The organism is Mycobacterium sp. E3339 (assembly GCF_001666915.1).
Lineage (GTDB): Bacteria > Actinomycetota > Actinomycetes > Mycobacteriales > Mycobacteriaceae > Mycobacterium.
The window spans coordinates 1-24,597 of the sequence record NZ_LZIZ01000062.1; the positions used below are offsets into that span (position 1 = coordinate 1).

A 24,597-nucleotide genomic window follows, 5' to 3' on the forward strand; every position below is an offset into this window, starting at 1 on the left:
CTGCCCACCACCCCGTGGCGGCACACCCGGCACTGGATCTCCCCCACCGCCGGCGGGCACCACGCGCCGGACACCCACCCCCTGCTCGGCACCGGGGTCACCGATCCGACCAGTGGCACCCGGATCTGGGAAAGCGAGCTCGGCCCGAACCTGCTGTGGCTCGGTGATCACGTCATCGACGATCTCTGCGTGCTGCCGGGTGCGGCCTACGCCGACATCGCCCTCGCGGCGGCGATCGACGCGTTCGCGAACCCCGACGCCGGGCCCTGGATGATCCGCGATCTCAGCCTGGACCGCATGCTGCACGTCGGTGACGGCACCGTTCTGGTGACGACACTCACCGGGGACGAGCGGGCGTGCCGCGTCGAAATGCGCACGCGCGACGCCGCTTCCGGGTGGGTCAAACACGCCACCGCCACCCTCACCCGGGAAACCGAACACGCGCTACCCCAGCCGCCGGCCGACGAACCCGCCGCGACCGCTCTCGACCCCGACGAGCTCTATGCGCGGTTGCGCGGGGCGGGGCAACAACACGGGCCGGCCTTCCGCGGGATCGAGGGCCTGGCCGTCACCCAGTCCGGTGCCGCCCGCGCGGACGTGCGGTTGCCCGCGCCGGCCAGGACGGGGTCCCGCAACCTGGTGCTGCACCCGGTCATGATGGACATCGCGGTGCAGGCGCTCGGGGCCACGCGCGCCGCGACCGAGCTGGCCGAAGGGCAGAGCGCCCGCGAAACCCTGGTTCTTCCCGTGCGTTTCGCCGGCATCCACGTGTACGGGAACGTGGCCGACGGCGTGCGCTCGTTCGGCTCGCTCGCCCCCACCGACAATCCGGACCGGCTGGTCGGCCACGTCGTGCTGACGGATCGGGACGGTCGCGTGCTGCTCGTCATCGACGAGGTCGAGATGACGGTGCTCAGGTCTGGCGGCGGCGCAACGGAACTCAGCGCCCGCCTGTTCGCGCTGCAGTGGGAGCCCGCCACCCTGGACAAGCCGGCCGGGCGGCTCGGCGGCCTGCTGCTGATCGGGGACACGGACAACGGCGATCCGCTGCCGCCCGCGCTGCGGTCGGCGCTGCGCGACGGCGTCGACGAGCTCGAGCTGGTCTCCCCGACCGACGCGGCGCGGCTGCGCGCGACCGTCACCCGCACCCCGTGGGACGCCATCGCCCTGATCTGCCCGCCGCGGCCCGTCGACGAATCGCTGCCCGAGAAGGCCCAGCTGGATTTGGCGCAGGCGCGCACGCTGCTGATCGCCGACATCGCGAAGACGGTGACGCGGATGGGCGCCCGCAACAGCCCTCGGCTGTTCGTCGTCACCCGCGGCGCCCAGCAGCTCGATCCCGCCGATCGGGTCACATTGGCGCAGACGGGGATTCGCGGCATCGCGCGGGTGCTCACCTTCGAGCATCCGGAATTCAAGCCCACGCTGATCGACGCCGACTCCGACGGCGTGGATTCGCTCGCCGGTCTGGCCGCCGAGCTGCTCGCCGGGTCGGACCACGACGAGATCGCCCTGCGCGGCGGGCAGCGCTATGTCAACCGGGTGGTGCCCGCGCCCACCACCGGAACCGGTGCCCTCGCGTCCGAACCCCGGCGCACCGCGGTGGACCTGGACGCCGGTGGCGCGGTGCGGCTGCAGACCGACCAGCCCGGGCGCCTGGACGCCCTGAACATCCACGCGGTCAGGCGGATTCCGCCGGGGCCCGGTCAGGTGGAGGTTCGCGTCGTCGCGGCGGGCCTGAACTTCAGCGACGTGCTCAAGGCGATGGGCGTGTACCCCGGGCTGGACGGGGCCCCGCCCGTGATCGGTGGCGAGTGCGTCGGCCTCGTCACCGCCGTCGGCCCGGACGTCGACTCCGTCCGGATCGGGCAGCGCGTGATCGCCTTCGGCCCCGGCACTTTCGCCACGCACGTGACCACACTTGCCGACCTCGTCGCGCCCGTGCCCGACGCGCTGCCGGACGGCGAGGCGGCCGCGTTCGGCATCGCCTACCTGACCGCCTGGCATTCCCTGTGCGAGGTCGGGCGGCTCGCCCCCGGCGAACGCGTGCTCATCCACTCCGCCACCGGCGGTGTCGGACTGGCCGCCGTCTCGATCGCCCGGATGGTCGGGGCACGGATCTACGCGACGGCCGGCTCGGACGCGAAACGCGACATGCTGCGCGGCCTTGGCGTCGAGTACGTCGGTGACTCGCGGAGCGTGGATTTCGCCGACGAGATACGCGACATCACCGACGGCTACGGCGTGGACGTGATCCTCAATTCCCTTCCGGGCGAAGCCATTCAACGCGGCGTCGAGCTCCTCGCCCCCGGCGGCCGGTTCATCGAACTGGGCAAGAAGGACGTCCACGCCGACGCCGGCCTGGGGTTGGCCGCCCTGGCGAAGAGCGCCTCCTTCGCCGTGGTGGACCTCGACCTGAACCTCAAACTGCAACCGGCGCGCTACCGCCGCATGCTCGCCGACATCCTGCGGCACGTGTCGCAGGGCGCCCTGCAGGTGCTGCCGGTCACCGAGTTCGGTCTGCGCGACGCGGCCGACGCGTTCGCGCTGATGGCCTCCGGTCGGCACACCGGCAAGATCGTCGTCTCGATACCGGCCGGCGGCAGCATCGACGCGGTCGCCGCACCGCCACCGCACCCGCTGGTCAGCCCGGACGGCGGCTACCTCATCGTCGGCGGCATGGGCGGCCTCGGGTTCGTCGTCGCGCGGTGGTTGGTCGAGCAGGGCGCGGGACTGGTTGTGCTGAACGGACGTTCGGCCCCCGCCGCCGACGTCGCCGCCGCGATCGCGGAGCTCACTGCCGCGGGCGGCCGCATCGAGGTGGTGACCGGCGACATCGCCGAGCCCGGCACGGCCGATCGACTGGTGCGGGCGGTCGAAGACGCCGGCTTGCGGCCCGCCGGAGTCCTGCACAGCGCCATGATCCTCGACGACGAGATCGTGCTGAACATGTCCGAATCGGCCGCGAGGCGCGTGTTCACCCCGAAGGTCGCGGGCAGCTGGCTGCTGCACCGGGCCACCGCCCACCTGGATCTCGACTGGTGGTTGACGTTCTCGTCGGTGGCCTCCCTGCTGGGCGCGCCCGGCCAGGGCGCGTACGCAGCCGCCAACTCCTGGGTCGACGGCCTGGTCGCTCACCGGCGCTCCGCCGGGCTACCCGCCGTCGGAATCAACTGGGGCCCATGGGCGGAGGTCGGCCGCGCCCAGTTCTTCGCCGACCTCGGCGTCGCGATGATCACGGTCGAACAAGGCCTGGAAGCGATGCAGCTGGCCCTGGCGGCCGACCGCGCGCGCACCGGAGTGTTCAGCCTCGACGCGCGGCAGTGGTTCCAGTCCTTCCCCGCCGCGGCCGGTTCGTCGCTGTTCGCCCACCTGCACGACTCGGCCGGCGAACGGCGCGCCGGTGGGGGTGCCATCCGTGCCGAGCTGGACGCCACCGACGCCGGTGAGCGCCCGGCCCGCCTCGCGGCCGTGATCGCCGACGAGATTCGGGCGGTGTTGCGCTCGGCCGACCCGATCGATCCCGGCCGCCCAATGGAGTCGCTCGGCCTCGACTCGCTGATGGCGCTCGAATTGCGCAACCGGCTCGAATCCAGCCTGGGCACAACGCTGCCGGCCGCCCTGGTCTGGGCGTACCCGACGATCACCGACCTCGCGGGCGCACTGTGCGAGCGGTTGGGTTACGCGTCACCGACCGACGAGGAGCGTCACCCCGACGGGGAGGCCGAGCTATCGGACGAGGAGATGGAATTGCTGTCCGATCTGGTGGCGGCGAGCGAGCTGGAGACCGCGACGGGGGGCGGCGAGCAATGACGAGCATCGCCGAACGCGCGGCGCAGATGTCGCCCAAAGCCCGCGAGGTCCTCGCCCGTGAGCTCGTGCGCGCGGGCACGGCGTTCCCGACCGACATCGCCGAACCGGTGGCCGTGGTCGGCGTCGGCTGCCGGCTGCCCGGCAAAGTGTCTGGGCCGGAGAGCTTTTGGCAGCTGCTGCTCGACGGCCGCGACGCCGTCGGCGAGGTGCCCCCCGACCGGTGGGACGCCGACGCGTTCTACGACCCCGACCCGCAGGCGCCGGGCCGGATGACGACGAAGTGGGGAGGTTTCGTCGACGACGTCGCGGGTTTCGACGCCGATTTCTTCGGCATCACCCCCCGCGAAGCGATCGCGATGGACCCGCAGCAGCGCATCCTGCTCGAGGTCGCGTGGGAAGCGCTCGAACACGCCGGCATGCCCCCGGATTCGTTGAGCGGCAGCCGAACCGCCGCGCTGATGGGCGTGTCGGCATGGGACTACACCATCCTCAACCTCGAGCGGCGTGCCGAGATCGACGCGTACCTGAGCACCGGTAACCCGCACAGCGCCGCGGTGGGCCGGATCTCCTACCTGCTGGGGCTGCGCGGCCCGGCGGTGGCCGTCGACACCGCCTGCTCGTCGTCGTTGGTGGCGATTCATTTGGCCTGCCAGAGCCTGCGGCTGCGGGAAAGCGACACCGCCCTCGCCGGCGGCGTCCACCTGTCGCTGTCGCCGTTCACCAGCATCGCCCTGTCCAAGTGGTCGGCCCTGTCGCCGACGGGCCGGTGCAAGACCTTCGACGCCCTGGCCGACGGTTTCGTGCGCAGCGAGGGCTGCGGCGTGGTGGTGCTCAAGCGGTTGTCCGACGCCACCCGCGACGGCGATCGCGTACTCGCCGTGGTCCGCGGTTCGGCCATCAACCAGGACGGCCGGTCCAACGGCATGACCGCGCCGAACGCGGCGGCGCAGCGCGACGTGATCACGACCGCCCTGCGCCAGGCCGACGTCACGGCGGACAGCGTCAACTATGTCGAAACCCACGGCACGGGAACCGTACTGGGCGATCCGATCGAGTTCGAGGCGCTGGCGGCGACGTACGGGCTTGCGAAAGGTCAGAGCGAGGGCGGCTGCGCGCTCGGGGCGGTCAAGACCAACCTCGGGCATCTCGAGGCCGCCGCCGGGGTCACCGGATTCATCAAAGCCATCCTGGCCGTGAACCGGGGAGTCATCCCACCGAACCTGCACTTCACCCGGTGGAACCCGGCGATCGACGCGTCGTCGACCCGCCTGTTCGTGCCGACCGAGGGCACCGCATGGCCGACGGCCGGCATCCGCCGGGCCGCGGTTTCCTCGTTCGGCCTCAGCGGCACCAACGCGCACGTGGTGGTCGAGCAGCCGCCCGCCCCGGCGGACCCGCAGCCGCGCCCCGCGCCGACGGTGTCGACGCTGGTGGTGTCCGGCAAGACCCCGCAGCGGGTGGCGGCGATGGCCGCCACGCTCGCCGACTGGCTGGGCGGCCCCGGCGCGGCGACGCCGCTGGCCGACGTCGCGCACACGCTGACTTCCCGCCGGGCACAACACCCTTGGCGCGCGACCGTGGTGGCCCGCGATGGCGCCGCCGCGGTGGCGGGGTTGCGGGCCCTGGCCGCCGGCGCCCCGGCGCCCGGGGTGCAGGGCCCGGTCGAATCGACCCGCCGCCCCGGCACGGTGTTCGTCTACTCCGGCCAGGGCGCGCAATGGGCCGGCATGGGCCGCCGGCTGCTGGCCGACGAGCCCGCCTTCGCGGCGGCGATCGCCGAGCTGGAACCGGATTTCGTTGCCCAGACCGGCTTTTCGCTGCACCAGACGCTGGCCGAGGGGCGAGCGGTCGCCGGCATCCAGAACATCCAGCCGGTGCTGGTGGCCGTCCAGCTCGCGCTGACCGCGCTGTGGCGCCACTACGGGATCGAGCCCGACGCGGTGATCGGGCACTCCATGGGTGAGGTTTCCGCCGCGGTGGTGTCAGGGGCGCTCACCCCGGCGGAGGGGCTGCGGGTGATCGCCACCCGGTCGGCGCTGATGGCCCGGTTGTCCGGGCAGGGCGCGATGGCGTTGCTCGAACTCGACGCCGAGGCGGCCGGGGAACTGATCACCGACCACCCGCAGGTGACGCTGGCCGTGCACGCCTCGCCGCGCCAATCGGTGATCGCCGGCCCACCCGATCAGGTGGACGCGGTCATCGCGGCCGTGGCCGCCCGCAACCTGCTGGCGCGCCGCATCGAGGTCGACGTGGCCTCCCACCACCCGATCATCGATCCCATCCTGCCCGAATTGCGTTCGGCGCTGGCCGATTTGGCGCCCAAAACACCGACCATCCCGATGATCAGCACCACGAGCCCGGCGCCCGGCCCGTTGCTCGACGCCGACTATTGGGCGGACAACCTGCGCAACCCGGTGCGCTTCCATCAAGCCGTCAGCCAGGCCGGCGCCGAGAAGCACACCTTCATCGAGATCAGCCCCCACCCGCTGCTCACCCACGCCATCGCCGACACCCTCGGCGCCGCCGCGCACGCCGTTGGCACCCTGCACCGCGACACCGACGACACGATCACCTTCCACGGCCAGCTGGCCGCCGTCTCGCCTCACCCGCCCGCCACGGACCGCGGTCGCCTCGCCGAGCTCCCGGTGACGCCGTGGCAGCACACCCAATTCTGGGTCGCCGACCGGTCCGGGATGTCGGAGTCGGTCGCCGGCCACCCGCTGCTGGGGACCCACGTCGAAGTGCCGTCCAGCCACGATCACGTGTGGCAGGCCGACGCCGGCACCGCGGTGTCCCCCTGGCTCGCCGACCACAAGGTGTTCGGGCAAGCCGTGATGCCGGGCGCGGCGTTCGCCGAGATCGCCCTGGCCGCCGCGAGCGAAGCGCTGGCCGTCCCCGTTGGCAGCGTGTCGATCAACCAGCTCGAAGTCGAGCAGATGCTCAACCTCGGCGACCACACGCGGCTGACCACCCAGCTGACCCGGGGCGCCGACGACAAGACCCGGATCGAGATCTACTCGCGGTCGGGCGGCGGCTGGACCAGGCACGCCACCGCGCACGCCGAGACCCGGGCGTCGGACGCCCCTCCCGACGCGCCCCCACCCATCGGAGACGCCGGACCGGCGATCAACCCCGCCGACCTGTACGGCGTGCTGCGCCACGCCGGCCAATACCACGGCCCCGCCTTCGCGGCGCTCGCCGAGATCCACCGGCTGCCCGGCGGTTTCGTGGAATCCGAGATCGTCCTGCCCGACGAGGCGCCCCGGCATCCGGGTTTCCGGCTGCATCCCGTCCTGCTGGACGCGGCGCTACAAAGCCTGGCCGCCGCGATGCCGGACGACGAACTCGCCGGCTCCGCCGAGGCCAGTTATCTTCCGGTGTCCTTCGACGCCATCCGGGTCTACGGCAACCCGGGCCGGCGGGCCCGCTGCCGGGCCCAGCTGAGCAATCTCGACGAGGGCGGCGTGGGCAAGCTCGGCCGGATCGTCTTGACCGACGACGCCGGGACGGTCACGGCGGAGATCAACGACATCTATCTGCGTCGCGTCGAACGCCGCAGCGTGCCGCTTCCGTTGTCGCAGAAGGTCTTCGACACCACCTGGGTGACCGAGCCGATCGCCGCCGGGCGGGACGAGACCCCCGGCAGCTGGCTGGTGCTCACCGACGGCGGTGCCGCCGACCGCGCGGAGGCCTTCGCCGCGGGCTGGCGCTCACCGGCACGCCGGCTGGTCACCGCCGACCTGCACGACGAGGCCGCCGTGCTCGCCGCGTTCGCCGACACCGCGGGCGACCCCGCGCACCCGCCCGTCGGCGTGGTCGTGTTCGCGGCACCCAGCCCCGGCGTCACGGACGGCGGCATCGACCAGACCCGCGAAACGGTGTGGGCGGTCTCGACCGTCGTCCGCGCGATCGTCGGCGGCTGGCACGGTCAAGCACCGCGGCTCTGGCTGATCACCGAAGGCGGCCTCGCCGTGCACGACGAGGCCGGCCAGCCCGGGGTCGGCGCGCTGAAGGGCCTGGTGCGGGTCCTTGCCTACGAGCATCCCGAGCTGCGCACCACGCTGGTCGACCTCGAGGCCCACGGGGACCCGGGGGCGCTCAATACCGAACTGGCCGCGGCGATCTCGGGCCCGATGGACGACATCGTCGCGTGGCGGCGCGGCCAGCGCCACGTCGAGCGGCTCACCCGGGCGGTCATCGGCGAACCCACCACCCGAGACGTCGTGCGCCGCGGAGCGTCCTACATCCTCACCGGCGGACTGGGCGGCCTGGGCCTGGTCATGGCGCGGTGGCTGGTGGACGGCGGCGCGGGGCGGCTCGTCCTCAACGGCCGCAGCGAACCGTCCGAGCAGCAGCGCGCGGTCCTGGCCGAGCTGGAGCGCGGCGCCGAGGTCGTCGTGGTCACCGGCGACGTCGCGGCCGAGGGCGTCGCCGAAGAGCTGGTGGCGGCCGCGGGCGAGACGAACCTGCGCGGCGTGTTGCACGCGGCCGCCGTGCTCGACGACAGCCTGGTGTTCTCCATGACAAAGGACAGCGTCGAACGGGTGTGGGCGCCCAAGGTCATCGGGGCGCTGCGCCTGCATCAGGCCAGCGCGAACTGCGAATTGGATTGGTGGCTCGGGTTTTCCTCGACCGCCTCCATGCTGGGCGGGCCGGGACAGGCCTCGTACGCGTGCGCCAGCGCGTGGCTTGACGCGCTGGTCGATTGGCGGCGGGCGGCGGGATTGCCTGCGGCGGTCATCAACTGGGGCCCGTGGGCGGAGGTGGGGCTCGCCCGCGCGTTGACCGGCGGCGCGCTCGATCCCATCACGCCCGCCGAGGGCACGGCGGCCATGGAGCCGCTGCTGGCCAGCGGCAGGTGCCACACCGGCGTGGGACGGCTGCGGCCCGACCGGGCGCTGATCGCGTTCCCGGAGATCCGCAACCTCGGCTACTTCACCAACGTGGTCGCCGAGCTGGAAGCCGCAGGTGACGGCGGCGACTGGGCCGGTCCCGAAGCGCTGACCGGACTGGAACCCGGTGCGGCGCAAGCCCTGATGACCGAGCGGCTGCGCGCGCGCATCGCCGCGGTCATGGGGTACGCCGACAGCTCGGCCGTCGACCCCGGCGTGCCCCTCATCGAGTTGGGGATGGATTCCCTGATGGCCGTGCGGATTCGCAACTCCGCCCGCGCCGACTTCGGGGTCGAACCGCCGGTGGCCCTCCTGCTACAGGGCGCCTCGTTGCACGACCTCACGGCCGACCTGGTTCGCCAGCTCGGCCTGGCCGGCGACGGGCAGGCGGACGAGCAGAAAGACGCGGTTCGCGACCGGGCGCAGCAGCGCGCGGCCGCGCGCCAACAAGCCGCACTGCGGCGGAAGCGAGGACATCAAGCATGAGCACCAACGGGTCAACGGACCTGCCGCCCAACGCGATCGCGGTGGTCGGCATGGCCGGCAGGTTCCCCGGCGCCAACGACGTCTCAACATTCTGGGACAACCTGCGCCACGGCAAGGAGTCGATCACCACGCTGTCCGAGCAGGAGCTCAAGGCCGCCGGCATCCCCGACGAGGTGCTGGCGAACCCGGCCTACGTGCGGCGCGCCCCCCTCGTCGACGGGGTGGACGAGTTCGACGCCGAGTTCTTCGGGTTCCCCCCGCAGTTCGCCCGGATGCTGGATCCCCAGCACCGGCTGTTCTTGCAGTGCGCGTGGCACGCGTTCGAGGACGCCGGCTGCGACCCCGCCGAGTTCGACGGCTCGATCGGCGTTTTCGGGACCAGCTCCCCCAGCGGCTATCTGCTGCACAACCTCTCGTCGCACCGCGCCCAGGACGCCTTCATGGGAACGGGCCTCAACTTCGAGCAGTTCAACCTGTTCCTGCAGAACGACAAGGACTTCCTGGCGACCCGGGTTTCGCACCAATTCGATCTGCGCGGGCCCAGTCTCACGGTCCAGACCGCATGCTCGTCGTCCCTGGTGGCGGTCCATCTGGCGTGCCAGAGCCTGCTCAGCGGCGAGTGCGACATGGCCCTGGCCGGCGGGGTGTCGCTGTCGGTCCCGCACCACGTCGGGTACTGGAACTCGCCGGGAGCCATGGTGTCCGCGGTCGGCCACTGCCGCCCGTTCGACGTGCGGGCCGACGGCACCGTCTTCGGCAGTGGCGTGGCCATCGTCGCGCTCAAGCCCCTGCAGGCCGCCCTCGACGCCGGCGACCGGGTGCACGCCGTCATCCGCGGATCGGCGATCAACAACGACGGATCGATGAAAATGGGCTACGCGGCGCCGAATCCGGCCGCGCAGGCCGACGTCATCGCCGAAGCCCACGCGGTCGCCGGCATCGACTCCGCGACCGTGAGCTATGTCGAAACACACGGAACCGGCACGCCGCTGGGCGATCCCATCGAGGTCCAGGGGTTGCGATCCGCCTTCGCCGTCTCGCAGACCCCCCGCCCGGGCCCCTGCGTGCTCGGGTCGGTCAAGTCCAACATCGGGCACCTGGAGGTGGCGGCCGGTGTGGTGGGTCTGATCAAGACCATTCTGTGCCTGCAGCACAAGGCGATTCCCGGCACGCTGCACTTCACCAGCCCGAACCCCGAGCTGCGTCTCGACGAGACCCCGTTCACCGTGACCAGCACCTACGACGCGTGGGAGTGGGACGGCGTGCGCAGGGCCGGGGTCAGCTCGTTCGGGGTGGGCGGCACCAACGCGCACGTCGTGGTGGAAGAGGCGCCCCCCGCCCCCGAGCGAGTGGCGCCCGCGGGTCCCCAGGTATTGCTGGTCTCGGCGCAAACCGCGGCGGCGCTTGACGGCTCGCGCGCCGCGCTCGCCGACGCGTTGGCCGCCCCGGGCGGCCCCGAACTGGCCGACGTCGCCCACACCCTCACCGGGCGCCGCAGGCACCGGCTCACCATGGCGGCCGTGGTGCACGACCGCGAGCACGCGGCCACGGTGCTGCGGGCGGGCGAGCACGACAACGCCTTCGTCGGCCAATCCCTGGACGGTGGGACGGCCGCCGCCGATCGCGTCGTGTTCATGTTCCCGGGCCAGGGCGCCCAGCACGTCGGCATGACCCGGGGCCTGTACGACACCGAGCCGGTGTTCGCCGAGCATTTCGACGCGTGCGCGGCGGGATTCGGCGACGAGATGGGCATCGATCTGAAGGCGCTGATATTCGGCGACACCGCGACCGATCTGGAGCGCATCGACCGTTCCCAGCCCGCCTTGTTCACAGTCGAATACGCGCTGGCGCGGTTGGCCGAACACTACGGGCTACGCGCCGGGGCGTACATCGGCTACAGCACCGGTGAGTACATCGCGGCCACGCTGGCCGGGGTGTTCGACCTCGAGACGGCGATCAAGCTGGTGGCCTTGCGCGCCCGCCTGATGCACGAGTCCCCGCCCGGTGCCATGGTCGCCGTCGCGCTGGGTCCCGACGACCTCGCGGAGTTCCTCACCCCCGGGGTCGACCTGGCGGCCGTGAACGATCCCGGCAACTGCGTGGTCGCCGGCCCCAACGACGAGATTCGCGCCTTCACCCAGCGGCTGCGCGAGCGCGGCATAACCGCCCGACGGGTGCGGGCCACCCACGCATTCCATTCCAGCGCAATGGATTCCATGGCGGCCGAATTCGGTGAATTCCTGTCCGGTGTCGAGCTTCGCCGCCCGGACACGCCCCTGCTCAGCAACCTCACCGGGACCTGGATGACGGACGAGCAGGTCACCGACCCGGCCAGCTGGGCGCGCCAAATCAGTTCCACGATCAGGTTCGCCGACGAACTCGACGCGCTGCTGACCGATCCCGACCGGGTCCTCGTCGAAGTCGGCCCCGGGGGCAGCCTGACGGGCTCGGCGATGCGGCACCCGAAGTGGTCGGACGGCCACCGCGCGGTTCGACTGATGCGGCATCCGATCCAGAACACCGACGACCGGGACACCTTCCTGCTCGGGCTCGGCCAACTGTGGGCGGCCGGGGTGCCGGTCGACTGGGAACCGCTGACCGGGCCGACGCCGAACCGGGTCTCCCTACCCGGTTACGCCTTTGCCCGCGAACGGCATTGGGTCGATCCCAAACCGCTCGCCTGGCTCGAGCGCCCCGCCGAGGCGCCCGGGGCGCCGGTCGCCGCCACCAACGGCGCCGCCCACGGCGACGCGTCGGCGAACGGGCAGTCGCACACCGAGGCCACGCTGCGGCAGATCTGGATGCAATGCCTGGGTCTGAACTCGATCGGCCGCAACGACAACTTCTTCGACCTCGGCGGCGACTCGCTGATCTCGATCGGCATCGCGACCAACGCCAGCAACGCCGGGCTGGACGTCACGCCGCAGGATCTGTACGGCAACCCGACCTTGGCCACCCTGGCGGCCCACGTCGACGCCAAATACGCCGCGGGCTCGTTGGCGAAACCGCCTGAGGCCGCCTCGTTCCCGGCCATCCCGCCGGGGGTCGCGCGGTTCCTCGAGACCGGCGTGCGGCAGCCGGGCCGCTGGCGGATCCCGCTGATCCTGCGCCTCGACGCGGGTGTCGGCGTCGACGACGTCCGCGCGGTGCTCACCGCCTTGGCCAATCACCACGACGCGTTGCGCCTCGAGCTCGTCGAGCGGGCCGGCATCTGGGAGCAGCGCATCGCGGCGCCACGGGATTTCGACCGGCTCTCCTCCCGGACGCTGCCCGACACCGAGCCCGAGGCGCAGCGCGCGGCGCTGCTCGACATCGTGGCCGAGCTTGCGGCCCACGGCGATCTGTCCGCACCGCTGACGGTGAGCCACATCCGCGGCCCGCACGGCGCGTGCTATCTGGTGCTGTCCCTGCACGAGATCGTCGCCGACACCACCTCCCGCGAAATCCTGGTCACCGACCTCTTCACCGCCTTCACGCAACGCGTTGCGGGCGAGGAGATCTCGCTGGCCCCGGCGACCACCTCGTGGCGGGATTGGTCCCTGCGGGTCGACGCCCTCGCGACGCACCCGGCGGTCCTCGACACGCGTGACTTCTGGTTGGACGGCGCGATGCGGCCGACCCTGCGGCCGGCCGACCCCGAGGCGACCGAACCGCCGTGCGCTGACGACCTGGCCAAGGTGTCGACGGCGCTGACGGTCGAGCAGACGTCCGAGGTCGACGACGCCCGGCGCGCGCTCGGGTGGTCGGTGGACGAGATCCTGTTGGCGGCGCTGAGCCGGACCATCGCCGAGACCGTCGGCGCCGGCGTGGTCGCCGTCGACCTGGAAGGGGCCGGACGATCGGTGCTGCGCCCGGATGTCGACCTGCGCAGAACAATCGGGCGGTTCACCACGATCTATCCGGTGCCGCTGCGCTGCGCCACGCCCGACGATACGGGCGCCACCGAGCTGCTGACGGCCGTTCGCGACACCCTCAAATCCGTGCCGCACTATGGGATTGGCTACGGGCTGCTGCGGTATCTCTACGCGCCCACCGCGCGGGCGCTGTCGGCCGCGCACCCCGCGGATGTTCACTTCCGCTACATCGGCGTGGTTCCCGAGCTGCCGCCGATCGATGCGCCGGTGCAATTCGACTCCGACGCGGCCATGCCCGTGCGCGACGCGATTCCGGGCCTGGGTCATGCCATCGAGTTGCGCGTCTACCGGCACTCCGGCGTGCTGCACCTCGATTGGTGGTACGACACCCGCCGGGTGCAGGGGGCGCACGCCGAGGCGCTGGCGCGGTGTTTCCCGCTGGCGCTGCGGGCGCTGATCGGCGACGCCATCGCCGCCGAGGACGCCGACATGGGCGGGCAGCCGGTGGAATTGGCATTGGTGGACCTGTCGGCCCTGGACGCGGGTTGAGGGGGGCCGAGTGATCGACGCACGGACAGCGACCGATAAAGCGGTCGTCGTCGACCGGGTTCGCAAGACCTTCGGCGACTTCGTGGCCCTGCACGAGGTCAGCTTCGACGTCGGCCGCGGCGAGGTGCTCGGGCTGCTCGGGCCGAACGGCGCGGGCAAGACCACCCTGGTGGACATCCTGTCGACGCTGAGCCGGCCGGACAGCGGCCGCGCGGTAGTGGCCGGCTACGACGTGGTGTCCGAACCGGCCGGTGTGCGCCGCTCCATCATGCTCACCGGCCAGCAAGTGGCGATCGACGACATGCTCACCGGCAGCGAAAACCTGGTGATGTTCGGCCGGCTGTTCGGCCTGCACAAGTCGGCGGCGCGCGCCCGCGCCAGGCAGCTCATCGATGAATTCGATCTCGCCTACGCCGCCGACCGGCGCGTCAAGACCTACTCCGGCGGCATGCGCCGCCGCATCGACATCGCCTGCGGCCTGGTGGTCCGCCCCGAGGTCGTCTTCCTGGACGAGCCCACCACCGGGCTGGATCCGCGCAGCAGGCAAAGCATTTGGGACCTGGTCGGCAAGTTCAAGGACGGCGGCATCGCCACGCTGCTGACGACGCAGTACCTCGAGGAGGCCGACGCGCTGGCCGACCGGATCGTGGTGATCGACCACGGGCGGGTCATCGCCGAGGGAACGGCCGACGAGCTCAAGGAGCGCACCGGCGGCAGTTATTGCGAGATCGTGCCGCGCCGGTTGACCGACCTGCGGGCGATCGCCGACGTCCTGGGCCCGCTGGTGCCCGACAAGATCCGGGCCGCGCTCACGCCCGATTCGGATCGGATCGCGATCCCCGCCCCGGACGGCGCCCGCACCCTCATCGAGGCCGTGGGGCGACTGGCCGCCGCCGGCATCGAGGTGGCCGACGTCGCCCTGCGGCGCCCGTCGCTCGACGACGTGTTCCTTGCGCTGACGGACGAATCGCCCGCCGCGCGCGCCCCCGTCGCGACCCAGGCCGTCGGGTGACCGCGACCGCCAGCCCCGAACGCCACCTGTCCACGCTGACGCAGTGGTGGGTCCTCACCGTTCGCTTCATCGCGCCGACCCTGCGCAACGGCGAGCTGCTCGTGACCGTCGCATCATCGGTGGTGTTCACGGCCGGCTTCTACATCCCGCTGCACCAGATCATGGGCACCGCGACCAAGGGACTGTCCAGCAGTTACGCGCAGTACGTCATGCCGTTGATCGCGTTGCAGGCCATCACCTTCGCCGCCATGTCGACGGCGTTTCGGGCCGCGACCGACTCGGTGCAGGGCATCAACCGGCGGTTCAGATCCATGCCGATGGCCCCGTTCGCCCCGGTGGGCGCCCGCATCTCGGCCGCGGTGTATCGCTGCACCGTCTCGGTGGCGGTCGCGGTGGTCTGCGGCTATGTCATCGGGTTCCGGTTTCACCGCTCGGCGATCTACGTCGCGGCCTTCTGCCTGCTGGTGGTGGCGGTCGGATCGATCCTGTCCTTCGCGGCGGACCTGGTCGGCACCGGAACCCGCAACCCCGAAGCCATGACCCCGTTGCTCATCCTGCCGCCCTTGATCTTCGGCCTGCTGTCCACCGGAGTCCAGCCGGCGCAGCAGTTTCCGCACTGGATCCAGCCGATCGTCCGCAACCAGCCGGTGTCGCAGTTCGTGATCGCCTTGCGCGCGCTGGCCGGGGACGCCGCCCCGTACGGCGGATCGGTGACCTGGCCGGTGCTGGCGCCGACGCTGGCGTGGTTGTTCGGATTGAGCGCGCTGCTGATTCCGGCGTCGGCGATCGTGTTGGCCAGGCGGTCGCGATGAAGCTGCTGGATTCGCCCCGCTACCACGAGGACTCGGCACGCGCGCTGGCGTCGCAAACCTGGGTTCAGACGCGGCGGATCCTGCTGGGCTGGGCGCGCGATCTGACCACCGTGATCGAGGCACTCGTCCTGCCGATCCTGTTCCTGTTGACGCTGAACATCATTCTGGGCAACGTCATTTCACAGGTCACCGGCCACAGCGCGCTGTACGGCACGGTTCCGCTGAATGCGCTGGCCGCCACGATAAATGGGGCCGCGATCGGGGCGATCGGGCTCATCGGCGAACGCTCCAACGGCTTGCTGCGCCGGCTGTGGGTGGTGCCCGTGCACCGCGCGTCGGGCGTGTGTTCGCGGATCGCGGCCGAGATGATCCGGATCGTGATCACCACCCTGGTCGTGCTGGCCGTGGGGATGATGCTGGGCTTCCGCTTCCGGCAGGGCGTGCTCGCGAGCCTGACCTGGTTCGTCGTCCCGATGATCTTCGGGCTCGCGTTCGCCACCCTGATCACGATGGTGGCGCTGTACACCGCCAACAACTTCCTGCTCGAAACGGTCACGCTCGGGCACGTTCTCGCCGTGGTGTTCTCGACCGGCTTCCTGCCGGTGGATCAATTTCCGAAGTGGGTGCAGCCGGTGGTCGCGCACCAGCCGATGAGCTACGCGATCGAGGCGATGCGCGGCCTGTCGCTGGGCGGGCCGGTGCGCTGGCCGATGATCGCCACGCTGTTGTGGGCCGGCGGCATCACCGCCGTCTGCATCGTGCCGGCGCTGGCCGGCTATCGACGCGCCAGCACGAGCTGACGAGGAAGTGGTGGGCATGTTTCCGGGATCCGTCATCCGCAAACTGACGCGCAGCGAAGAGGTGTTCGCGGTCAACGAAACCTATTTCGCCTTCACCGCTTTCGTCACCGGCCCTGTCGACCTCGACGCGATGGCCGACGCCTTCGACGCGCTGCTGGAGTCCCACCCCGTCTTCACCGGCCGCCTGGAAAAGGGCGACGACGGCCGCTACCAGATCGTCGCCGAAGACTTGATGCACCCCGGCATCTGGGTGGTCGAGGACGACACCGAACCGGATGCCGCACCGGCGGCGGCCGGCATGCGCCTCGACCAGAACCAGACCTTGCTCAATCTTCGGCTGAAGCGCAGCGGCGCACGCACCGAACTCACGCTCTACACCCACCACAGCCTGGCCGACGCCCACCACGCGTTCGGTCTGCTCGAAGAGCTCTTCTCCCTCTACACCGATGTCGTCACCACCGGCGCGCCGCCGCCGATCACGCCGCAACCCGCGCCCGAAGCGCTGGAGCTCCTGCTCGAACAGCGCGGTGTGACAAAACAGCAGCGGTCCGGACTGGAGAAGCTCTTCAAGGCGATGTTCGCCTACGACCTGCCGGCCCAGGACAAGCCGCCCGTGGTGCCGAATCCGGATGCGATACAACCCATTCCGATCGCGCGGATACGGTTCACCGAGGAAGAGACGGCCGAGCTGGTCGAGTTCGGTTTGACCAATCAGCTCAGCCTCAACTCCGTGGTGGCGGCGGCCATCCTGCTGGCCGAGTGGGAATTGCGCGACACGCCCCACATCCCGATTCCGTACATCTACCCGGTCGATCTGCGCTACCTGCTCTCACCGCCGGTGAGTCTCACCGGCAGCACGCTGCCGCTGGGCGTGGCCACCTACCTCGCCGAGATCAGGGCCGACACCGATCTGGTGGATCTGGCCCGCGGAATCGTGGACTCCTTCCGCACCGACCTGTCGGACGGGGTAATCCAGCAATCCGCGCTGCATTTCAACCTGCAGTATCAGGGCACTCCCGCGGGGCTCCCCCCGGTCGTGCTGTGCACGGACACCGGCACCATCCCCCCGCTGCGCGTCCCCGACGAGATCGAGCTGGAGGACTTCCAGAGCGAGCTCTACTTCCCCACCCGCGCCCCGGTGGACCTCTACAGCGTCGGAACTTTCGCGAACCGGTTGTTCATCGAGCACCACGCGCACCTGCCGGGACGCGAAAAGACCTTGGCGGCAATCCATTCGCGGCTCTGCTCGCTGGTCGAGGAGGACAGCTGGGCCATGGAGTGAGCCGGCATTTCAGGACGGCGTGGGCGCACCGGCCCCCTCGGCCACCAGCGTCTCGGTCAGGTGCAGGCTCAACGAGCGCGCGGAGTTGTAGGTCGCGACGACCTTGGGGGTGATCCGGATCCCGGTTTCGGCCTCGATGCGGGTCCGCAGTTCGAGGTTGCCCAGCGAGTCCAGACCGTGATCGGCGAACGGGCGATCGGGATCTATTGTGCGGCGCAGAATCAACCCGGTCTGCTCGGTGATCAGGCGCCGGAGTCGGGCCGGCCACTCGTCGGGTGACAGCGAGCGCAGTTCGGCGCGCAGCGTGGCGCCCTCGCCTGCGTGCTGTTCTCCGGCGGCCCGGAACGCTTCGGCGAACGGGCTGCGGTCCACCAGCGCGGCGAGCCACGGCGCGCCGGTCGTCGGGACGTAACCGGTGTACCCCCGGTCGTAGCGCAGCAGCGTCTCGAACGCCCGCGCACCCTCGTCCGGGGCGATCATCGTGGTGCGGCCGCCGGCCGCCAGGAACGTGGCGCGGCCGATCTCGCCCCACGCGCCCCACGCGATCGTGGTCGCGGGCAGGCCCTGGCCGCGGCGCCAGTGGGTGAACGCGTCCAACCAGCTGGAGGCCGCGGCGTACGCGCCCTGACCCGCCGAGCCGAACAGCGCGGCCACCGACGAGAAGGCGCAGAACCAGTCCAGCGGCTGGCCGGCCGTGGCGTGGTGTAAGTTCCACACCCCGTTGACCTTTGGCGCCCAGTCCTTGTCGATCAGCTCGTCGGTGATGTTGGCGAGCACGGCGTCCTCGACCACCGCGGCGGCGTGCAGCACCCCGCGCAGGGGGAGTCCGGTCGCGGTGGCCGCGGCCACCACCCGGGCCGCGGTGTCGGCCTCGGCGATGTTGCCGCTTTCCACCACCACATCGGTCCCGGCGGCGCGGAGGCGTTCGATGGCCTGGCGCGCCTTGGCCGTGGGGGTGGACCGCGCGGTCAGCACAATGCGCCCGCAGCCCGCCTTGGCCATCTCGGAGGCCAGGAACAATCCCAGCCCGCCCAGGCCGCCGGTGACGATGTAGGCGCCGTCCGCGCGGAACACCGGCGCCTGCTCCGGCGGCAGCACCGCGCGGGTCTGCCCGTGGCGCGGCACGGTGAGCACCAGCTTGCCGGTATGCTCGGCGCCGCTCATCACCCGGATCGCCGTCGCCGCCTCCGATATCGGGTATTCGGTGCAATTCGGTTGTGGCAGATCACCGTCGGCGATCCGCTGGTAGACCGCCTGCAGCAACTCCTGCACCCGCCGCGGGTGCGTCTTGGTGAGCAGCGCCAGGTCGACGGCGTAGAAGGTGAGGTTGTGGCGGAACGGAAACAGACCAAGGCGGGCGTCGTCGTAGATGTCCCGCTTGCCGATCTCCACGAACCGTCCACCGTAGGCGAGCAGGTTCAGCCCGGCGCGCTGGGCGGACCCGGTCAGCGAGTTGAGCACCAGGTCGACCCCGTACCCGTCGGTGTCGCGACGGATCTCGTCGGCGAACGCCGTGCTGCGCGAGTCGTAGACGTGCTCGACGCCCATGTCCCGCAACAGCGCTCGCCGCTCGGGGCTGCCCGCGGTGGCGAAGACCTCGGCCCCCACCATGCGCGCGATCGCGATCGCGGCCTGACCGACGCCGCCGGTGCCGGAATGGATCAGCACCTTGTCCTCCGCCGAAATTCTGGCCAATTCGCACAGGCCGTACCAAGCGGTGCCGTACGCGGTGGCCGCGGCGGCGGCCTGGCCGGCGGTCATGTCGGGCGGCACGGTGGCGACGAGCCGGGCGTCACAGGTGACGAACGTGCCCCAGCTGCCGTTGGCGAAGCCGGAGAAACCGCCCACCCGGTCGCCGACGCGGTGCTCGGTGACGCCCTCGCCCACCCGGGTGACCACACCGCCCAGGTCGAATCCCAGCTGGTGCGGCTCGCCCTCCAGGTCGGGGTAACGGCCAAGGGCCGCAAGCACTTCGGCGAAGTTGACGCTGGACGCGTCGATCGCCACCTCGACCTCGCCCGAGCCCGGGGCCGTGCGGTCGAGGGCGACGAACTCGAGCGTCTGCAGATCACCGGGGTGGCGCACCACGACGCGCATCCGGTCGGTTTCATGGTTGACGGTGGTGAGCCTGCGTTCGTCGGGACCCAACGGCGTGCAGCGCAGCCGCGCCGTGTGCCACTGACCGCCGCGCCAGGCGGTCTCGTCTTCGGCCGAACCGGACAGCAGTTCGTGTGCCACCCGCTCGACGTCGTCGTCGCTCTCCAGGTCGATCTGGGTGGTCCGCAGTTGGGGGTTCTCGGCGCCGACCACGCGCAGCAGCCCGCGCAGCCCGGCCTGCACCAGGTTCGGTTCGTCCTCGGCCAGCACGATCTGCGCCCGCCGGGTGACGACATACAGCCGCGGCGGCGTCGCCGACATCTCCGGCAGGTCGCGGATCATGCGCACCACGTGGCGCACCTGTTCCCGGCCCTGCAGCAGGCCCTGCTCGTCGGGCTCCCCGGCCGGCGGCGGGCACACGATCACAACGCCTTCCAGTCCGCCGCGCACCGCCGCGGCCAGCCGCTCGGCGTTGGCCCGGTGGTCGGACAACTCCGGCCAGTTCAGCGTGTCGCATTGCGCGCCTGCCGATTTCAGTGCATCCGTCAGCCTGGATTCGAGCAGGTCGGCCTCGGCGGTGTTGATCAACAGCCATCCCCCGACGACCCGGTCGGGCGCCGACGGCGGCGCCTGCCGCTGCCAGTCGACGGTCAGCAGCCGCTCGGCCATCAGCCGGTCGGCCCCGCCGCCGCCGATCCCCATGCGCAGGCCCTGCACCGCCAGCAGCACCGCGCCGTCGGAGTCGAGCAACTCGAAATCGACGTCGACCGAAGACCCCGTCGCCGCGGCCAGCCGCAGGTGGCAGTAGCGCGCGCCGCGCGTCGGGCCGTACCGACGCAGGCGGGCAACGCCCAAGGGCAGCAGGCTTTCCCGCGCGGCCTCGTTGACGGCGGGGTGCGCCAGCACGGTCTGGAAGCAGGCGTCCAGCAGGGCGGGGTGCACGCCGTAGCCGCCCCGCTCGGCGCGGACCGCGCCCGGTAACGCGACCTCGGCCACCACGCTGCGGCTCTTGCCCTCGGCGGTGCGCGTCGAGACCAGGCCGGTGAAGGCGGGACCGTAGTCGACGCCGCGCTCGGCGAACGACTTGCGCAGCGCGGCACCATCACTCAGTAGGGGGTGGGTGGCCAGCAGGGCGGCGACGTCGCGTCGCTGCTGCTGATCGGCCGGGTCGCCCGCGCGCAGCACCGCGGCGGCGCTGCGGATCCGCTCCCCGTCGCGCTCGGTCTCCACGATGAAGTCGGCCACGCCGGCGTCGGTGACCGAGGCCACCGCGCTCACCGGCGTCCGGTCCCCCAGCAGCAGCATCTGTTCGAAGCGAACGTCGCGGACCTCGGATTCCGGCCCCAGCACCGCGGCGGCGGCCGCCAGCGCCATCTCGCAGAATCCGGCCCCGGGGAAGGCCGCAACCCCGTTCACCCGGTGGTCGGCCAGCCACGGCAAGGCCGCGGTGCCGACCTCGCCCTGCCACGCGTGGCGTTCGGGTTCCTCCGGCAACCGCACGTGCGCGCCCAGGAGCGGGTGCGCGTCGAGCGTGAACCGGCCGCGCGACCGCGCCCCGTCGGCTTCGATGAGCAGCCGCTGGTGGGTCCACGTCGGCAGCGGCGCGTCCACCAGCCGGCCGGCCGGATACAGCGCGGCGAAGTCGATGGCGGCGCCGGCGCTGTACAGGTCCCCCAGGGACTCCCGCAGACCGTGCGGCACCGGCTGGTCGCGCCGCATGGCGCCGAGCGCGGCGATGGTGACGTCGGAGGCGGCCGCGTTCTGTTCGACCGCCCGGATCAGCAGCGGATGCGGGGCCGGTTCACCGAAGACGCGGTGGCCGTCGTCGAGCGCCGCCCGCACCGCGGCCGCGAACTTGACCGACTGCCGCAGGTTGTTCACCCAATAGCCGGCGTCGAACACCGGCCGCGATCGTGGATCGTCAAGCGTCGCAGAGTAATACGGCACTTCCGGGGCCGCAGGCGTGAGGTCGGCGAGCTGGTCGGCCAGGTCGGCGAGGATCGGATCGACCTGAGCCGAGTGCGAGGCGACGTCGACGGCCACCTCCCGGGCCATCACCTCGCGGGCCTCCCATTGCGCCACCAGATCGCGCACCGTCCGCGTCGCTCCGCCGATCACGGTGGAGTTGGGCGAGGCGATCACCGAGACCACCGCGTCGCTGATGCCCCGGGCGGCCAGTTCGTCGCGCACCTGCTGGGCGGGCAGCTCCACCGATGCCATCGCCCCCGCGCCCGCGATGCGCGCCATCAGCTTGGACCGCCGGCAGATCACCTTTACCCCGTCGTGCAGCGACAGGGCCCGGGCGACCACGGCCGCCGCGATCTCGCCCATGGAGTGGCCGATGACCGCCCCGGGCCGCACGCCGTAGGCCCGCATCGCGGCGGCCAGCGCGACCTGGAAGGCGAACAGCGTCGGCTGGACCCGCTCGATGCCCGTGACCGTCTGAAGGGCCGACATCGCCTCGGTGACAGAGAAACCCGACTCCGCCGCGATCAGCGGCTCGGCCTCGGCGACGGTGGCGGCGAACGCCGGCTCCTTGGCCAGCAGCTCCGCGCCCATCCCCGCCCACTGCGAGCCCTGTCCGGAAAACACCCACACGGGCCCGCGGTCGTCGTGACCGGCGGCGGGCGCGTAAGGGGTTTCGCCGCGGGCGATTTCGCGCAGCGCGCTGCCCAGCTCCTCGAGGCCGTCCGCGGCGACCGCGGTGCGCACGGTCCGGTGCCCGCGCCGCCGCGCCAGCGTGTAGGCCAGGTCGGTGGCGGACACCGTGTTGGTGTCCAGCCAGTCGGCCAGCCGCCGCGCCGTGCGGCGCAGCTCGTCGGCGGAGGTGGAGGACAACGGGAACAGCAGCGGCCCAGGGCGTTCCGCGGCCGCATCGTCGGCGGGAGGTTCGGGTGCCTGTTCGATGACGGCGTGCACGTTGGTGCCCGACATGCCGAACGAGGTCACCCCGGCGCGCCGCGGTCCCTGGCCCTTGTCCGGCCACGGCGTAACCTCCTGTGGCACGAACAATCCGGTTTCGATGCGGGCCAGCTCGTCGGGCAGGCGCCGGAAGTGGGCCATCGGCGGCACCGCGCCGTGGCGCACCCCGAGCACCGCCTTGACCAACCCGACCGCGCCCGCGGCGGCCTCGGTGTGCCCGACGTTGCTCTTGGCCGAGCCGAGGGCGACGCGGTTGCCGCCGGCCCCGTAAACCTCGGTGAGACTGGCGAATTCGAGCGGGTCGCCCTTCGGGGTTCCGGTGCCGTGCGCTTCCACCATGCCGACGGTCGCGGGGTCGACGCCCGCGGCGGCCAGCGCCGCCCGGTACACCGCGGCCTGCGCATCCGACGACGGCGTCGTGATGGTCTCGGAACGGCCGTCCTGGTTGACCGCCGTGCCGCGGACCACCGCGAGGATCCGGTCACCGTCGCGCACCGCGTCGGGCATGCGCTTGAGCACGACCACCGCGCACCCGTCGGAACGGACGAACCCGTCGGCGGCGGCGTCGAACGTGTGGCAGCGGCCGGTGGGCGACAGCATGCCCTGAGCGGACGCCGACGCCGATACTCGGGGGTCCAGCACCAGCATGGCGCCCCCCGCCAGGGCGAGATCGCTTTCGCCGGTGTTCAGGCTCGAGCAGGCCAGGTGGACGGCCAGCAACCCGGACGAGCAGGAGGTGTCGAGCGTGACCGCGGGCCCCACCAGCCCCAGCCCGTAGGCGATCCGTCCGGAGGCCATGGAAAACGGGGTGCACGTGTAGCCGTAGGCGTCCTCCATCACCCCGGCGTCGCCGCTCATCAGCGTGTAGTCCTGCTGGCACATCCCCACGAACACGCCGGTGCGCGAGCCGCTCAACTCCGGCGGCGCGATGCCCGCATGCTCGATCGCTTCCCAGGACGTCTCCAGCAGCAACCGGTGCTGCGGGTCGATCGCGGTCGCCTCGCGTTCACCGAAGCCGAAGAAAGCGGCGTCGAAGCCGCCGGCGTCGTCGATGAAGCCGCCCCAACGCGAGACCGACCGCCCGTGCACCCCGCGCTCGGGGTCGTAGTGGTCCTCGACGTCCCATCGGTCCGCGGGGATCTCGGTCACCAGGTCGTCGCCCCGCAACAGCGCTTGCCAGAACGCTTCGGGGGAGTCGATCCCGCCCGGAAGCCGGCATCCCATTCCGATGACCGCAATGGGGGTGACGCGTGGTTCCATCGCCGCTGTACCTCGTCTCAGGCCAACCGGCGATGCTGCGAGTATCACCGGCGCTAGTGAAATTTGAGGGCGCAGCGCAGCATCGCTCGCGCCCCCCAACCCGAGCGGGTCTCGACGCGGAACCCAACGAAGCGCCAAGCTTAGACGCTCGAAGCAATCGGGGTGGGGGGAATGCACCGATTTCGGCCGCCCTCCCCCACCCCGCGGCGATGACCTGCGGTTATCGCCGCGGGCCGTCGGTTGCGATATACCCCCATAGGGTATATCGTGAACGGAAAAACGCCAGCCACGAAGCGAGGACCAGGTGACACACAGGGCGCTGTCGGCGATCGGGCACGCGTTGGGCCTCGCCGGGTCGATGACGTGGGAAATCCTCTGGGCGCTGATTCTGGGCTTCGCGCTGTCGGCGGTGGTGCAGGCGGTGGTGCGGCGCTCGACCATCGTCGGGCTGCTGGGCGACGATCGACCACGCACCCTGGCGGTGGCCGCCGGGCTCGGGGCGGCGTCGTCCTCGTGCTCGTACGCCGCGGTGGCCCTGGCCCGCTCGTTGTTCCGCAAGGGCGCCAGCTTCACCGCCGCGATGGCCTTCGAAATCGGTTCGACCAACCTGGTGGTCGAGTTGGGCATCATCCTGGCCCTGCTGATGGGCTGGCAGTTCACCGCCGCGGAGTTCGTCGGCGGCCCGCTGATGATCGTGGTGCTGGCCGTGCTGTTCCGGTTGTTCGTGCGGTCGCGGCTGATCGACGAGGCCCGGGCGCAGGCCGAGCGGGGTATCGCCGGATCGATGGAGGGCCACGCGGCCATGGACATGTCGATCA

9 protein-coding genes are annotated in these 24,597 nt (G+C 71.5%); 8 read left to right on the plus strand and 1 reads right to left on the minus strand.

Features of this window, described 5'->3' with window-relative positions; genetic code table 11:
* From A5702_RS05700 to A5702_RS05730, 7 genes are all read left to right on the plus strand, one after another.
* Positions 1-3,813: SDR family NAD(P)-dependent oxidoreductase (locus A5702_RS05700; RefSeq protein ID WP_156669499.1), on the plus strand; the 3,813-nt coding region annotated here is incomplete at its 5' end.
* Positions 3,810-9,191, plus strand: coding sequence for a type I polyketide synthase (locus A5702_RS05705; RefSeq protein WP_068218957.1), 5,382 nt, complete (start codon positions 3,810-3,812; stop codon positions 9,189-9,191). The genes A5702_RS05700 and A5702_RS05705, both read left to right, overlap by 4 nt.
* Positions 9,188-13,594: a type I polyketide synthase gene (locus A5702_RS05710; protein WP_068218960.1), complete on the plus strand. Its 4,407-nt coding sequence runs from the start codon at positions 9,188-9,190 to the stop codon at positions 13,592-13,594. Before A5702_RS05705 ends, A5702_RS05710 begins: the two co-directional genes overlap by 4 nt.
* A gap of 10 nt (positions 13,595-13,604) precedes the next feature.
* On the plus strand, positions 13,605-14,606 hold the full coding sequence (locus A5702_RS05715; protein ID WP_068218963.1) for a daunorubicin/doxorubicin resistance ABC transporter ATP-binding protein DrrA: 1,002 nt from the start codon (positions 13,605-13,607) through the stop codon (positions 14,604-14,606).
* Positions 14,603-15,418 (plus strand): ABC transporter permease, encoded by an 816-nt coding sequence (locus A5702_RS05720; protein WP_067822704.1) that lies wholly within the window; start codon positions 14,603-14,605, stop codon positions 15,416-15,418. The genes A5702_RS05715 and A5702_RS05720 overlap by 4 nt, the downstream gene beginning before the upstream one ends.
* Positions 15,415-16,218 carry an ABC transporter permease gene (locus A5702_RS05725; protein ID WP_068218966.1) on the plus strand — a complete coding sequence of 268 codons (804 nt, stop codon included), beginning with the start codon at positions 15,415-15,417 and terminating at the stop codon, positions 16,216-16,218. Before A5702_RS05720 ends, A5702_RS05725 begins: the two co-directional genes overlap by 4 nt.
* 16 nt (positions 16,219-16,234) lie before the next feature.
* Positions 16,235-17,500, plus strand: a complete 1,266-nt coding sequence (locus A5702_RS05730; RefSeq protein WP_068218973.1) for an acyltransferase — start codon at positions 16,235-16,237, stop codon at positions 17,498-17,500.
* Between the two features lie 9 nt (positions 17,501-17,509).
* On the opposite strand, the gene pks2 is transcribed toward A5702_RS05730, so the two are convergent.
* Positions 17,510-23,779, minus strand: a complete 6,270-nt coding sequence (pks2, locus tag A5702_RS05735) for a type I polyketide synthase (RefSeq protein ID WP_068218969.1) — start codon at positions 23,777-23,779, stop codon at positions 17,510-17,512.
* A gap of 358 nt (positions 23,780-24,137) precedes the next feature.
* Between pks2 and A5702_RS05740 the strand changes: the two genes are divergently transcribed.
* Positions 24,138-24,597, plus strand: a 460-nt coding sequence (locus A5702_RS05740; protein WP_197506464.1) for a permease, incomplete at its 3' end; no start/stop codon positions are given.

Coding starts and splice junctions, on each gene's coding strand:
- A5702_RS05705 (WP_068218957.1), top strand. CDS start 3,810: ATGACGAGCATCGCCGAACGCGCGGCGCAGATGTCGCCCAAAGCCCGC.
- A5702_RS05710 (WP_068218960.1), top strand. CDS start 9,188: ATGAGCACCAACGGGTCAACGGACCTGCCGCCCAACGCGATCGCGGTG.
- A5702_RS05725 (WP_068218966.1), top strand. CDS start 15,415: ATGAAGCTGCTGGATTCGCCCCGCTACCACGAGGACTCGGCACGCGCG.
- A5702_RS05730 (WP_068218973.1), top strand. CDS start 16,235: ATGTTTCCGGGATCCGTCATCCGCAAACTGACGCGCAGCGAAGAGGTG.
- pks2 (WP_068218969.1), bottom strand. CDS start 23,779: ATGGAACCACGCGTCACCCCCATTGCGGTCATCGGAATGGGATGCCGG.